The organism is Flavobacterium sp. TN-1 (assembly GCF_052828645.1).
On record NZ_CM128253.1, the window covers coordinates 2,297,759 to 2,313,094 of the forward strand.

General features: G+C 32.0%; 13 protein-coding genes. 3 read left to right on the forward strand and 10 right to left on the reverse strand.

Annotated features, from left to right (window positions below; translation table 11 throughout):
* Positions 1-337 precede the first annotated feature (337 nt).
* The 5 genes from ACUXZJ_RS10135 to ACUXZJ_RS10155 form a co-directional block, all read right to left on the reverse strand.
* Positions 338-1,357, reverse strand: a complete 1,020-nt coding sequence (locus ACUXZJ_RS10135) for a YncE family protein (protein ID WP_446194874.1) — start codon at positions 1,355-1,357, stop codon at positions 338-340.
* Positions 1,358-1,363: 6 nt separating this feature from the next.
* Entirely contained in the window at positions 1,364-1,759 is a 396-nt protein-coding gene (locus ACUXZJ_RS10140) for a thioredoxin family protein (protein WP_060381997.1), read from the reverse strand.
* 16 nt (positions 1,760-1,775) lie between these two features.
* Complete coding sequence (locus tag ACUXZJ_RS10145; protein ID WP_060381998.1) at positions 1,776-2,366, reverse strand: redoxin domain-containing protein; 591 nt, start codon at positions 2,364-2,366, stop codon at positions 1,776-1,778.
* Positions 2,367-2,450: 84 nt separating this feature from the next.
* Positions 2,451-3,131 (reverse strand): Crp/Fnr family transcriptional regulator, encoded by a 681-nt coding sequence (locus ACUXZJ_RS10150; RefSeq protein ID WP_060381999.1) that lies wholly within the window; start codon positions 3,129-3,131, stop codon positions 2,451-2,453.
* A gap of 563 nt (positions 3,132-3,694) precedes the next feature.
* Positions 3,695-4,216, reverse strand: a complete 522-nt coding sequence (locus tag ACUXZJ_RS10155; protein WP_060382000.1) for a superoxide dismutase family protein — start codon at positions 4,214-4,216, stop codon at positions 3,695-3,697.
* Between the two features lie 1,774 nt (positions 4,217-5,990).
* Here ACUXZJ_RS10155 and ACUXZJ_RS10160 point away from each other — a divergent pair.
* Complete coding sequence (locus ACUXZJ_RS10160) at positions 5,991-6,422, forward strand: hypothetical protein (protein ID WP_446194877.1); 432 nt, start codon at positions 5,991-5,993, stop codon at positions 6,420-6,422.
* Between the two features lie 481 nt (positions 6,423-6,903).
* On the opposite strand, the gene ACUXZJ_RS10165 is transcribed toward ACUXZJ_RS10160, so the two are convergent.
* The 5 genes from ACUXZJ_RS10165 to ACUXZJ_RS10185 form a co-directional block, all read right to left on the reverse strand.
* On the reverse strand, positions 6,904-8,700 hold the full coding sequence (locus ACUXZJ_RS10165; protein ID WP_063743974.1) for an acyl-CoA dehydrogenase family protein: 1,797 nt from the start codon (positions 8,698-8,700) through the stop codon (positions 6,904-6,906).
* Positions 8,701-8,737: 37 nt separating this feature from the next.
* Positions 8,738-9,091 (reverse strand): four helix bundle protein, encoded by a 354-nt coding sequence (locus ACUXZJ_RS10170; protein ID WP_060382003.1) that lies wholly within the window; start codon positions 9,089-9,091, stop codon positions 8,738-8,740.
* Positions 9,092-9,126: 35 nt separating this feature from the next.
* Positions 9,127-10,311, reverse strand: a complete 1,185-nt coding sequence (locus ACUXZJ_RS10175; protein WP_060382004.1) for an acetyl-CoA C-acyltransferase — start codon at positions 10,309-10,311, stop codon at positions 9,127-9,129.
* 93 nt (positions 10,312-10,404) lie between these two features.
* Positions 10,405-12,795, reverse strand: a complete 2,391-nt coding sequence (locus ACUXZJ_RS10180; RefSeq protein ID WP_063743973.1) for a 3-hydroxyacyl-CoA dehydrogenase/enoyl-CoA hydratase family protein — start codon at positions 12,793-12,795, stop codon at positions 10,405-10,407.
* A 7-nt stretch (positions 12,796-12,802) separates the two neighbouring features.
* Complete coding sequence (locus ACUXZJ_RS10185; protein WP_060382006.1) at positions 12,803-13,246, reverse strand: MarR family winged helix-turn-helix transcriptional regulator; 444 nt, start codon at positions 13,244-13,246, stop codon at positions 12,803-12,805.
* A 450-nt stretch (positions 13,247-13,696) separates the two neighbouring features.
* Between ACUXZJ_RS10185 and ACUXZJ_RS10190 the strand changes: the two genes are divergently transcribed.
* Together ACUXZJ_RS10190 and ACUXZJ_RS10195 are read left to right on the forward strand one after the other, a co-directional pair.
* The gene (locus tag ACUXZJ_RS10190) at positions 13,697-14,494 is read left to right on the forward strand and encodes a helix-turn-helix domain-containing protein (RefSeq protein WP_063743972.1); all 798 of its coding nucleotides are present in this window, start codon (positions 13,697-13,699) and stop codon (positions 14,492-14,494) included.
* 11 nt (positions 14,495-14,505) lie between these two features.
* Positions 14,506-15,177, forward strand: coding sequence for a type 1 glutamine amidotransferase domain-containing protein (locus ACUXZJ_RS10195; protein ID WP_060382008.1), 672 nt, complete (start codon positions 14,506-14,508; stop codon positions 15,175-15,177).
* The last annotated feature ends 159 nt before the right edge of the window (positions 15,178-15,336 follow it).

Here is a 15,336-nt window from a genome sequence, read left to right on the forward strand (position 1 = left end):
TTTGAAATTTCCACATAATACTATTTTTTTACCTTTGAGACTGTCCAAAAAGTTCGCAATCTTGTCAACCAAAGGGAGAAATCACATAATGTTGATTATAAGACTCCTCCTCACGTCGGAGTGACAAACCGCATGTTGATTTAGACACTACCCTACAAAAGCAATAAAAATTAGTGTTGGTTCTCGATGCGCTTCGCGCTCGAACGAACGATGATTTTAATTATATACTCAACCGTCTGTTCGAGTTATTTCTAAAATAAAAAAAACGTATCGAGAACTTTATTTTTTAATCCAGTATATTTTAAGTTTAAATGGTATTATTAAAATAATAAAAAAATTATTTATTTCTTATATAATAGGTTAGACCAAATGGATTATTTTCAACGGTTATATCTTGCTCATAAACTAATTTGTTCTGATTTATTTTATATACAGATACAGTTGTACTATTTGAACCTGAATGAGTGGCAAAAATTTTATTCCCATCTTTATTTAAAACTAAATTATGAGGTAAAGGTTTACTAGTTGAAATAGGATCATAATTTTGAACTAAATCATTTGTCTTAATAGAATACATTTGTCCACCCATAATGTTGGTAACAAAAATATTTTCTAAGTTAGGACTAGGATATAGACCATGAGCACCAGGATATGACTTTTGTGAAATAATTTGTAAATTTTCTCCATTTATATTATATATTTCACCAGATTGACAAGGAACAATTAACCTATTATTATTTGATAAGTGAAATAAATGAGGATCTTTACCAACATTTACTTCTTTTAACTTTTCATAGTTACTAGTAGAATATAAATATACCTTGTCAGGCATTTGCTGATCAGAATTAAAAACAGATATATAAGCCTTCGTTCCGTCTTTTGTTAAAAAAACATCATGAGGTTTCATATCTACATTTATAGTTTTACTAACGGAATTAGTATTCAGATCAATAACAGAAATCGTGTTGTCTATATCATTATTAACCCAAAGTTGTTTCCCTAGTCCATCAGCCCACATGTGAAAAACCCCATTGCCAACGTTTATTGAACTTTCTAATTTTTGTGTACTAGGATTAATAATATGAACCTGTTTGTTTTTTCGATCTCCAACATATAGTTTATCCTTTGAAGGAACAAAAACAAGATACATGGGCTCTGAATTGGCAATTTTTAATGTATTGGTTACAGCATTTGTGTTAGCATTCAAAAAACTTATAGATGAAGAATTTTTGTTTGCAACGACAACCGTTTCTTCATATAAATTTTGGTTATGATCATCATTATTCTTATCACAAGATAAAATTATAAAACTTGCAAAAAATGCCTTTAATGTTAGAATTAAAAATTTGTTTTTCATAATAGATTAATTTAATTTTTTTAAAAGTTCTTCTTCGTTTATAAAACCTAAATTTTCCCAAATTAATTTACCTTTTTTGTAATAATGTAAGGTGGGAAGTCCTTCAACGTTTAATTTTTGAGCCAATTCAGGATTTTTGTCAGTATCTATTTTAATTAGCTTGATTTTTTTTTCCTTAGAAACTTTTTCTAAAATAGGAGCTAATTTTTTACAAGGACCACACCATTTAGCATTAAAATCAACAATTATTATTGAATCTCTTGATAATAATTGATTATATTTTTCAATTGTTAATTTTTCTAATTTTATTTTTTCCTGTTGATCTAATTTTAAATTTTTGGAAGTTTGCCCGAAAAAAGAAAAACTAATTAAAAGTGTGGCAATAGTGGTAAGTAATTTCATGTTTAATTTTATTTGATTATAAGTTTTTTAATACATTAAGTAATAGTTTGTCTGAAATACGATTCTTGTAATCAGGAGCTATATATTCAAAAATGACTTTATTTTCCTCATTAATTACAAATAACGAAGACACAGGTAAGAAATTTTTATTTACTTTATTAGAACCTTTACTAATGATAGGTTTGTAGGTTAAAGGAGCTTCGTATGTAATTCCCATAGCGGTCAATAACTCTCCTTTGCTATCAGAATAAAGAGTATACTTTAATTTATCTTTATCCGAAGTTTTAATCAAAGAACTAGGAGAGTCTGGACTAATTGCAATTATTTGATAACCTAATTTGATAATGTCATTTTCTATTGATGCTATGTTGCTTAAATGAACATTGCAATAAGGACACCAACCACCGCGGTATACGATTAATACCGTTTTCTTTTTGTTAATAATAGAATGGCTAGAAACAAAACTACTATCTATTTTTTGAATTTGAGCATTAGGTAAAGTTTCTCCTATTAAGATAGGGTTGATTTCAGTAGAAGAAGAAGCTATATGTTTTTGTCCTAAAAGTGTTAAAGGTAAAAACAGTAAATAAAAAAATACATTTTTCATAATTCTCTTTATTTTATTGTTACAGTGTAAAATTAAGAGGACTAAAAAATGTATTTTGTAAGATAGTTTACAAAAACCTAAATATTATTGTAAAAGTTCAATGTTAGGAATAATTATTTCCTTACGAGTATATCGGATAATACCATTTTCTTCTAACTCTATTAATAATTTAGTAGCGGTAGGCCTTGAAGTACAAATAATTTGGGCAATATCTGTTTGAGTTAAATAATTTTCTAAAATAATATTATCCCCTTGATGACTTCCTTCTTTTTCGCACCAATCTAATAAAAATGTTTTAAGACGTGTTTTAGCATCCTTTGACATTAGGTTTGAATAATTGTTTTTAACTCGTTTTAGTTTTAGTCCTACAAATTTCATGTAACTTAATGCTAAATCAGGATATTTGAGCATTAAATTTTCAAAATCAGATAATAAAAAACTGCATATAGAAACTTCTTCTGTAAGTGCCATAGCTAGTTCATTAGATGTTCTATCAGGTTCTAAAGTTAGCTCTCCAAAAAGATCCCCTTTTTGGATAATGTCTTTTATAGTTTCATTTCCTTCTTGATCTATAGCTACAATCTTTATACTTCCCTTTTTTAATAAAAAAACCCGAGGTGTTTCAGAATCAGAAAAATATATAATTTCACCTTTTTTTGCTTTTTTAAAACCAACAATAATACATAATTGTTTAAGTTGAGACATACTTAAGGTTTTAAAAAGTTTATGATCACGTAAATACCAGTATTTAAGTTCGTCGTACATAAATGTCAAATTGAGTGTTAAAAATAATAAATAGAAACAATAAAGATCAAAACTTAACAAAACTTTATTTAAAAACAATTATTTTTTCCTAACTCTTAATTATTTTTTTATACATTTTAAAAAATAATTAAGAGTTAGGAATATAAGTGATAGGTATGAAATTAATCTATATTATGTGTTAGATTTTATGATAAAGATGAAAAGAATAAAAAATCATTTTGATCTATAATAAATTGATAACTCTTAATTAGGGTTTAATATGAAAACATTTTCATACTTTTCGTTAATAATTCATAATATTATTTCATTATTAATAAAGCAGAACCAGAAGATAAACGTTATCAAAAATTTTAAGGAAAAAATAAATCCTTTAGTAGTCTAAATAGATTTTTTAAAGAGGCTGTTATAAGGTACTTTATCTTATTATTTCATTTCTTTTTAGTTGAGCTAAAAAAGACTTAAAATTAAACAGAAGATATAAATTATATAAAATCAATATAATATTTACTAAAGCAATAAACAAATAATTTATAATTTGATTTTTGAACAGCCTCTTGAAAAAATTATTTTAAAATACCAGCGCAAGCAATTCTACCTCCAGCATTTCCAGTAGGTTGAGTCGTAAAATCGTCAACTCCTTTATGAACGATTAATCCTTTACCTGTTATGTCTCTTGCTGGATCACCGCACCCAATACACCATTCATTAGTTGAAAACGTTACCACCGCATTTCCTTTATCATCTGCAGTAAAGTTCCCAATATCTCCTCTATGATATTCTGCCTGTCCCCACTTGCCGTGCTTTTTAAAAGTAGGATTCCAGTGTCCACCTGTAGAAGTTCCGTCTGGAGCAGAACAATCTGCTTTTTCATGTAAATGAATAGCATGTTCTCCAGGTGTTAAACCACTCATGTTAGCTACCATTGTTATAATACCATTTTTTTCGGAAAAAACAGCAGTTCCTGTTACTTGACTATCACTTTTTGAATTAAGAACAACTTTAATTTCATTTTTTGTTACATGAGAACTTTGACAGCTAGCACATAATCCTAAAATAAAAAGACTAGATACAATTTTTTTTTTCATTATTTTAAATATGTTTGAGATTAATGAGACTGTTCAAAAAGTTCACAATCTTGTCATTTAGACCAAAGGGAGAAAATACATAATGTTGATTATGAGACTCCTACTTACGTTGGAGTGACAAACTGCATGTTGATTTATTACCTTTTGAAAAGCCTCTTTTTAAGTTTATATTCTATTAAACATAATAGAACTTCACCGTATTGCAAATTTAAAATATAGAATTAATCATTTTGTTATTGATAATAGTTAAAATTTATATAAATATAAGTTAAACAAAATATTATTTTCATTTTTTGTTTTAAAAAGGACGTTTTTGTGATTAAAATAAAAATAAATAAACTTAAAATTTTATGAATATCTATTATGCCATTTAAACTTTGAAAGTTCCTCATAATACTATTTTTTTAACCTTGATACTGTCCAAAAAGTTCGCAATCTTTTTTTTCATTTCGACCAAAAAGAGAAAACACATAATACTGATTATGAGACCCCTCCTTACGTTGGAGTAACAAACAAGAGGTATTTTACTTCTGGTTCTTGTCATCCCGATATTAGGAGGGATCTCATAAAATGCGTGACATTCGGAGTAACAAACAAGAGGCATTTATTTCGGGTTCTTGTCATCCCGACTTTAGGAGGGATCTCATAAAGTGCGTAACATTCGGAGTAACAATTAAGAGGCATTTATTTCGGGTTCTTGTCATCCCGATATTAGGAGGGATCTCATAAAATGCGTAACATTCGGAGTAACAATTAAGAGGCATTTATTTCGGGTTCTTGTCATCCCGATATTAGGAGGGATCTCATAAAATGCGTAATATTCGGAGTAACAATTAAGAGGCATTTTACTTCGGGTTCTTGTCATCCCGACTTTAGGAGGGATCTCATAAAATGCGTAACATTCGGAGTAACAATTAAGAGGCATTTATTTCGGGTTCTTGTCATCCCGATATTAGGAGGGATCTCATAAAATGCGTAACATTCGGAGTAACAATTAAGAGGCATTTATTTCGGGTTCTTGTCATCCCGATATTAGGAGGGATCTCATAAAATGCGTAACATTCGGAGTAACAATTAAGAGGCATTTATTTCGGGTTCTTGTCATCCCGACTTTAGGAGGGATCTCATAAAGTGCGTAACATTCGGAGTAACAATTAAGAGGCATTTATTTCGGGTTCTTGTCATCCCGATATTAGGAGGGATCTCATAAAATGTGTAACATTCGGAGTAACAAACAAGAGGCATTTACTTCGGGTTCTTGTCATCCCGATATTAGGAGGGATCTCATAAAATGCGTAACATTCGGAGTAACAATTAAGAGGCATTTATTTCGGGTTCTTGTCATCCCGACCTTAGGAGGGATCTCATAAAGTGCGTGACATTCGGAGTAACAATTAAGAGGTATTTTACTTCGGGTTCTTGTCATCCCGATATTAGGAGGAATCTCATAAAATGCGTAACATTCGGAGTAACAAACAAGAGGCATTTATTTCGGGTTCTTGTCATCCCGACTTTAGGAGGGATCTCATAAAATGCGTGACATTCGTAGTAACAATTAAGAGGTATTTTATTTCGGGTTCTTGTCATCCCGATATTAGGAGGGATCTCATAAAATGCGTAACATTCGGAGTAACAAACAAGAGGCATTTATTTCGGGTTCTTGTCATCCCGACTTTAGGAGGGATCTCATAAAATGCGTGAGATTCGGAGTAACAATTAAGAGGTATTTTATTTCGGGTTCTTGTCATCCCGATATTAGGAGGGATCTCATAAAGTGCGTAACATACCGTTTTTAAATTCTGATGATTATATTCCTCTTTTATTAAGTGTTTTTGATATCGATTATATGACTCTTCCTTACTTAGTGACAATCAAGAGATTAAAAATAGAACCAAAAAGAGTCTTCGTTGAATCAAAAAGAGTCTTCATTGAATCTAAAAGAGTCTTCATTGAATCTAAAAGAGTCTTCGTTGAACCAAAAAGAGTCTTCGTTGAACCAAAAAGAGTCTTCGTTGAACCAAAAAGAGTCTTCGTTGAATCAAAAAGAGTCTTCATTGAACCAAAAAGAGTCTTCGTTGAATCAAAAAGAGTCTTCGTTGAACCAAAAAGAGTCTTCATTGAACCAAAAAGAGTCTTCGTTGAACCAAAAAGAGTCTTCGTTGAACCAAAAAGAGTCTTCGTTGAACCAAAAAGAGTCTTCATTTAATCTAAAAGAGTCTTCGTTGAATCAAAAAGAGTCTTCGTTGAACCTAATATCATTTAAATTTTGAAATTTCCTCTTAATACTTTTTTTTAACCTTGAAACTGTCCAAAAAGTTCGTAATCTTGTTCATTTTGATCAAAGGGAGAAATCACATAATGTTGATTATCAGATTCCTCCTTATCGGAGTGGCAAACTACATGTTGATTTAGGCACTATCTTACAAAAGCAATAAAAATTAGTGTTGGTTCTCGATGCGCTTCGGGCTCGAACTAACGATGATTTCAATTATATACTCAATCGTCTGTTCAAGTTGTTTAAAAATGGAAAAAACGTATTGAGAATTTTACTTTTTAATTCAGTATATTTTAAGTTTAAATAATATTATTTTTAATCAATTCGTTCTAGAAAAGGTTTTATTTATAAAAAAGGCCACTATTTTTATTAAATAGTGACCCTTTTAACCAAACTAATTAAAATTTAAAGACTAATAGCAATAGCCGTTTTCTGCAATCATTTTAGCAGTAATAGTTTCGCGAAGTGCTACTACATTTGGCATATTGGTATATTTTGTAAAACGACGTAATCCCATTAACATCATGCGTTGTTCATCGCCATCAGCAAAAGAAACAATGCCTTCTTTTCCTTTTTGAGAAACGATGTCTACCGCTTGGTATAAGTACAATTGCGCCATAGCAATTTGTTCTTTTACATTTTCAGCTCCTTTAGCTTTCGCTAATTTTTCTGTACGTAAAATTCCTGACTCTGCCATGTAAATCTCGATTAACATATCAGAAGCACACATCAATAATTGTTGGTGTTTTTCTAAATCTGGACCAAATTTTTGTACAGCAGATCCTGCAACCATTAAGAACGCTTTTTTCAATTTGCCGATTAATTCTTTTTCTTCTGCAAATAGTTCCGTGTAATCAGGAGTATTGAAATCAGGAATACCCATTAATTCTTCAGCCACTTTCATTGCAGGACCTAATAAATCTACCTGACCTTTCATGGCTTTTTTCACTAACATACCTACCGATAACATACGGTTAATTTCGTTAGTTCCTTCATAGATACGAGCAATACGAGCATCTCTCCAAGCCGATTCCATTGGTGTTTCTTCTGAGAATCCCATACCTCCAAAAATTTGGATACCTTCGTCAGTACAGCTTTGAACGTCTTCTGAAACTGCTACTTTAAGGATTGAACATTCGATAGCAAATTCTTCCACTCCTTTTAATTCTGCTTCTTGGTGGGTGTTACCCGCTGCTTCACGTAATTCAATTCTTGTTTCGATATCTTTAGCGGCACGGTATGATGCTGCTTCATCTACATAAGCGTTAGTAGCCATGTTAGCTAATTTAGCTTGAATAGCGCCAAAGTTTGCAATTGGGGTTTTAAATTGGATACGCTCGCTAGCATATTTTACAGCTTCTGTAATGGTACGACGTTGTGCATCTAAACAAGCAGCTGCCAATTTGATACGACCTACGTTCAACGCATTCATTGCAATTTTGAAACCTTCACCACGTCCTGCTAACATGTTTTCTACAGGAACAACTGTATCGTTGAAGAATACTTGACGTGTAGAAGACGAACGAATACCTAATTTGTGTTCTTCTTCACCTAACGTAATTCCGTTTGAATTTGCTGGGTCATACTCTACGATGAATCCCGTGATGTTTTTGTCATCTTCAATACGAGCAAAAACAATCATTACGTTACAGAAACCAGCGTTAGAAATCCACATTTTCTGACCGTTGATTTTGTATGATTTACCATCTGCTGATAATTCTGCTTTTGTTTTACCAGAATTAGCGTCAGAACCTGCTCCAGGTTCTGTTAAACAGTAAGCGCCAAACCATTCACCCGATGCTAATTTTGGAACATATTTTAATCTTTGTTCTTCTGTACCGTATAAAGTGATTGGCATAGTACCAATACCTGTGTGTGCTCCGAAAGCTGTAGAGAATGAACCTGTAGCACCAGAAATATAGTCACAAGTTAACATCGTTGATACGAAGCCCATACCTAAACCACCGTAAGCTTCAGGAACCGCAACTCCTAAGAAACCAAGTTCACCTGCTTTACGCATACATTCTTCGGTGTAAGCGTAGTCTTTTTTCTCAAAACGAGGTTTTTCTGACCATAATTCTTTGTCTACGAATTCTTTGATAGAATCACGCATCATGATTTGTTCTTCTGAGAAATCCTCAGGAGTAAATATATTTTCGCATTTCGTTTCTTTAACTAAGAACTGTCCGCCTCTTGTAATATCTTCCATTTGTTATTATTTTAAATGTTGAATTATAAATTTTAAATTAGTTTATACTTTCCTGAGAAGTTTTTACAATTTTGGTTATTATGTTTATGATATGCTCAATTTCAGTTAAATAAATTTCAATATTAATTTTGGTTATTTCTGATTTATCTAAAAGTCTCAACCAGTATTTAGTTTCTCTGGCTTCTTTTGAAGCGATTGACATTTTACTAATAAAGTCTTTTTTAGATTGAGCAGCTATAGCTTCTTCAACATTTGCACCTATACTTGTAGCACTTCGCATTAATTGTTTTGAAATAATGAACTCGTTTTCTTTTTTAAGTTGAATTGTTAGATTGATAACTGATAGTGCAAATTCAAATGTTTTGATAGCAATTATATTATCGTTCTTCATAATTCATTTAAAATTTAAAATTTAAAATCCATCATTTATAGTAACTCAAATATCCCCGCTGTACCTTGTCCAGTACCCACACACATGGTTACCATACCGTATTTGTTACCGCGGCGTTTCATTTCGTCAAATAATTGAACTGATAATTTAGCTCCCGTGCAACCTAGTGGGTGACCTAAAGCGATTGCACCACCATTTACGTTGATGATTTCAGGGTTTAAGTCTAACTCACGGATTACCGCTAATGATTGTGCTGCGAAAGCTTCGTTTAATTCGAATAATTCGATATCAGAAATTTTTAAACCAGCTTGTTGTACCGCTTTTGGAATGGCTTTTACAGGGCCGATACCCATGATTCTAGGTTCAACACCTGAAGATGCAAAGTTTACCAAACGTGCAATAGGTTCTAAATTTAATTCTTTCACCATTTCTTCGCTCATAATCAGTACGAAAGCGGCACCGTCACTCATTTGTGATGAGTTACCCGCAGTTACTGAACCATCTGCAGCAAATACAGGCTTTAATCCTGAAAGCGCTTCAACAGAAGTACCTGCACGTGGTCCTTCGTCTTTAGTAACTACATAAGATTTAGTTTCTTTTTTGCCAGCTTCGTTGATGAACGTTTGTTCTACGGTGATAGGCGCGATTTGAGCATCAAATTTACCTTCTGCTTGTGCTTTCAACGCTTTCATGTGCGACTGATAAGCAAATTCATCTTGGTCTGCACGTGAAATATTAAATTGCTTTGCTACAGCTTCAGCGGTTAATCCCATACCCCAGTAGTAATCTTCGTTACCTGCTGCGGCTACTTTATAATCAGGAGTTGGTTTATAACCTCCCATTGGAATATAACTCATACTCTCTGCACCACCGGCAATGATACAATGTGCCATTCCTGCTTGGATTTTTGCAGTTGCCATACCAATGGTTTCTAAACCAGAAGCACAGTAACGGTTCACTGTTACTCCAGGAACATCGGTCACTTTTAATCCCATTAAAGAGATTAAACGTCCCATATTTAATCCTTGTTCCGCCTCAGGCATCGCATTACCTACCATTACATCGTCAATTCTTGACTTGTCGAAGTTGGGTAATTCAGCCATCATGTGCTCGATGGTTTCAGCGGCCAATTCATCTGGACGTTTAAAACGGAACAGTCCTTTCGGTGCTTTACCTACTGCTGTTCTATATCCTTTTACTATATATGCTGTTTTACTCATTATTTTGAATTTTGAATTATAAATTTTAAATTATTTGTTGTTTTTCAAATTATTTATGTTTCATTTAAAATTCAACATTTATAATTTAAAATATTAATTACGAAGCGGTTTCCCTTTAGTTAACATAAACTGGATACGCTCCAATGTTTTTCTCTCAGTACAAAGTGATAAGAAAGCTTCTCTTTCTAAATCTAACAAGTATTGCTCCGTTACTAAAGTTGGTTCTGATAAATCACCCCCCGCCATTACGTAAGCTAATTTGTTTGCGATTTTTTGGTCGTGTTCCGAAATGTATTGTCCCGCAACCATTTGGTCTGTACCCACAAGGAACATACCTAAAGCTTGTTTTCCTAATACTTTAATGTCTTTACGACGTACTGGTTGTGTATATCCTGCTTCAGCCATTAACAAGGCGTGTTTTTTAGCTTCGGCAATTTGACGGTCTTTGTTAACCACCACCACATCTTTACCTTTTTGTAAAATGCCTAAGTCGTAAGCCTCATAAGCAGAAGTTGCCACTTTTGCCATACCTACAGTTAAGAAATATTCTTGTAAAACGTTTAATTCCACGTCATTTTTACGGAAGGTATCCGCAGCGCGTAGTGCCATTTCTTTAGAACCACCACCACCAGGGATTACACCTACACCAAACTCAACTAAACCGATATAGGTTTCAGCCGCAGCAACAATTTTATCCGCGTGCATAGAAAGTTCACAACCACCACCTAAAGTCATTCCGTGTGGTGCAGCAATCACTGGAATAGAAGAGTAACGCGCGCGCATCATTGTGTCTTGGAACATTTTGATAGCCATATTTAACTCATCGTATTCTTGCTCTACCGCCATCATGAAAATCATACCGATATTAGCTCCAACAGAGAAGTTAGCGCCTTGATTTCCAATTACTAATCCGTTGTATTCTTTTTCAGCTAAATCAATAGCTTTGTTGATTCCTTGTAAAACACCACCACCAATAGAGTTCATTTTTGAGTGGAATTCTAAATTTAAAATCCCATCGCCTAAGTGGTGAATTGTACTGTCGGCATTCCCCCAAACTTTTTTGCTTTCGCGAATGTTGTTTAAGATGATAAATGCGTCTTGACCAGGAACTTTAACTTGCGATTTTGATGCGGTATTGTAGTATTGTGTAGCTCCTTCTTTTACAGTATAGAAAGATGTGTTTCCAGACGCAACCATGTCAGTTACCCAAGAAGCAGGTGTATAGCCTTCTGCTTGCATCATTTCGATACCTTTTTGAACACCTATTGCATCCCAAATTTCGAATGGTCCATTTTCCCAACCGAAACCTGCTTTCATAGCATCGTCAATTTTGTAGAAGTCGTCTGTAATTTCAGGAACACGGTTAGAAACATAAGCAAACATCGCTGAGAAGTTTTTACGGTAAAAATCACCTGCTTTGTCTTTTCCTTTAACTAAAACTTTGAATCTATCGATAGGTTTTTCGATAGTTTTGGTCATTTCTAAAGTAGCAAATGACGCTTTTTTGTTGGCACGGTATTCTAATGTATCTAAATCTAAAGAAAGGATGTCTTTCCCTTCTTTTTTGTAAAACCCTTGTTTTGTTTTACTACCTAACCATTTGTTTTCCATCATTTTGTTGATGAATTCAGGTAGTTTGAACAATTCGTGTGCTTCGTCGTTAGGGCAGTTTTCGTAAATACCATTAGCTACGTGTACTAAAGTATCTAAACCTACTACGTCAACAGTACGGAAAGTAGCCGATTTTGGACGACCAATTACAGGACCTGTTAATTTATCTACTTCTTCAATAGTAAGTCCTAATTCTTTCACTTGGTGGAATAAACTCATGATTCCAAAAATACCAATACGGTTTCCGATGAAAGCAGGGGTGTCTTTAGTAACTACCGAAGTTTTTCCTAAGAATTGTTCGCCATAATTATTCAAGAAATCCAATACATCCGAAGAAGTTTGTGGTCCTGGAATAATTTCAAATAATTTCAAATAACGAGCTGGATTAAAGAAGTGTGTACCGCAGAAATGCTTTTGGAAATCTTCGCTACGACCTTCGCTCATGAACTGAATAGGAATACCTGAAGTGTTTGAAGTTACTAATGTTCCAGGTTTTCTGTGTGTGTCAATTTGTTCAAAAACTGACTTTTTGATGTCTAATCTTTCAACAACTACTTCAATAATCCAATCACAATCTTTAATTTTTGTGATATCATCGGTTAAATTTCCTGTAGTAATTCTATCAGCAAATTTTTGATGATAAATAGGAGAGGGCTTCGATTTTAAAGCGGCAGTTAAACTGTCGTTTACGATTCGGTTTCTAACTATTTTATTTTCTAGTGTTAACCCTTTTTTTTGTTCTGCTTCTGTAAGTTCACGTGGTACTATATCAAGGAGTAAAACTTCTACTCCGATATTAGCAAAATGGCAGGCAATTCCTGAACCCATAATCCCTGAACCAACTACAGCAACTTTTTTAATTGTTCTCTTCATTTTGTAATTACTCTGGTTGATTGAATATTTTTTTATCTTGTATTAATTCATTTATTTTTTCTGTGACTTCTATGAAGTGTATTAATTTTTCTTCATTAATATGTTGTTTGATGACTTCATTAAATCTAAGAACAGTTTGTTTAGATAGTTCTCGTTTTAATTTTCCTTCTTTAGTAAGATAAATCAAAACGCCTCTTCCATCTTTAGGATTTGGTTTTCTTTCAATTAATCCTTTTTCTTCCAATGATTTTAAGGTTCGGGTTAAACTGGTAGCTTCCATACCCATTCTTGCACTTATGCTGGTAGAAGGGGTACCTTCTTCTTTGTCTATGCTTAAAAGGGCAAAACCAATAGCCATAGAACCCTCATATTTAGATCCTTCTTCATTATACATTCTAGAAACGGCTTGCCAAGTTGTTCTAAGTAAATAATCTATTGTTTTATCTTTCATTTGGATTCTAAAATTCAAATATACAAAAAAAATAATATGCGCGCATATTATTTTTTTTGATGTCGTTTTTTTACAATTCTTGATTGTGTAAAAGGAGTAAATTTGTACTTAAAAATAAACTTTAAAAGGTGTACTAAATTTATAAATAATAGGGAAAACGATGAATATAACGGTGAAAAGAAAGTATAAAATCAATATGTATCACTTTTTTAGAAAAGGCTAAAGTAATAAATAGAGGATATGAGAGAATAAAAAGGAAATATTTCGTATACCTTATATAGGCGATAATAATAAATTTAATTTTATTTTTGTTGGAGAATTTATAAAAATTGAAATTTTTGAATTTTATTTGCATGCAGGTTATATAAATAACTTATAGGCATATTAACTTTGATTTTGAAATAAAATTCTATATTAAGTCTTTATTCTTGATTAAAATTAAATATTTGTATGGCTAAATTGTCCGTAAAACCTTCTACTAAATTACAGCCTTATATAGATAGATATTTTTATGAAGACAAGGAGTACTGTGATGATGAATCATTATCTTTTTTTTTGCCAGGTACAGGTTTAGACCTTTTTTTTCATTTTGGCGAAAGTGTTTTTATGTCTAAATCAGAATTAAGTTATTCTTATCTTGTTTGTCCAAGAGAAATATTAAATAAAAATGTTTTAAAAGAACAATTTATAGCAGTTCGTTTTAAATCAGGAATGTTTCGACACTTTTCTAATGTTTCTTATTTAGATGTTAAGAATAAAATTGTTTGGGCTGATGATGTTTGGGGAAATCAGTTTAAGGAATTTCAAAAAAGATTTTTAGATACAACAGAAATTTCAAAAAAGATAGAATTAATAGAAGATTTTTTAATAGATCTGTTGTCTTCTTTTAAAAAAGAAGAATTAGTTAATTGGGATTGTTTTAATCAAAAGATTTATAGTGACTATAAAACAATAAGAATAATGGATTTAGTTGATTATTCAAATTTTTCGAAGCGTACTTTTGAACGAAATTTTAAAGATCATTTTGGTGTAACCCCCAAATATTTTCAAAAGCTGGTTCGCCTTGAAAAGACAATTAAATCAATTCATCTATCAAAAAGAAATTTATTAGATTGTCTTGAATTTGGTTATTATGATCAAAGTCATTTTAATAAGGATTTTAAAGAATTTATTAGAATGAGTCCTAGAGAATACTTTAAGAAAAATAAATTTCATTATTATTTTGAAAGTTTAAATAATATAAAATAAATATACAAACTATGAAAACAAAAATTTTATTTGTCCTAACAAGTCATAATGTTAAAGGAAGTACAGGAGAATCGACAGGTTATTATTTGTCAGAAGTAAGTCATTGTTGGGATGTTTTAGTCAATGGAGGATATGAAATAGATTTTGTGAGTCCTAAAGGAGGAGTTGCTCCAGTTGAAGGTTTTGATTTAGAAGATCCTATAAATGCTAAATTTTGGAATGATTTAACGTATAATAATAAAGTGCATAATACTTTAAAACCATCAGAAGTTAATGCAACGGATTATTCTGCTATTATTTATATTGGAGGTCATGGTACTATGTGGGATTTTGCAGATAATGTTGAGTTGGCAGAAATAGCAGCAAAAATTTATGAAACAGAGGGTGTTGTAGGCGGTATATGTCATGGCCCTTCTGGATTAGTAAATATTAAACTTAGTAACGGAAAATATTTAGTTGATGGAAAAAGAATAAACTCTTTTTCAAATGATGAAGAAATCTCTATAAAGCAAGAAAAAGTAGTTCCTTACATGCTTGAAACTAAATTAATAGAGAGAGGTGCTATTTTTGAAAAATCAGGTTTGTGGGAAAAACATATTACTGTAGATGAAAGAGTGGTGACAGGTCAAAATCCTGCTTCTGCTAAGGGAGTAGCAGAAGCAATATTAGAATTGTTATCTTAAAAATTATATAAAATACTATTTTTAGAGATTAAGATGTCTAAAAAGTGATAAGTTTGATTTTTAATTTATTGCTTTTTAGACATTTTTTTGTCTTTTATAAAGACTGTTTAGGGATTCTTATTTTGAAGATAATTTTTTGAGAAGTACTTATTCAAATGA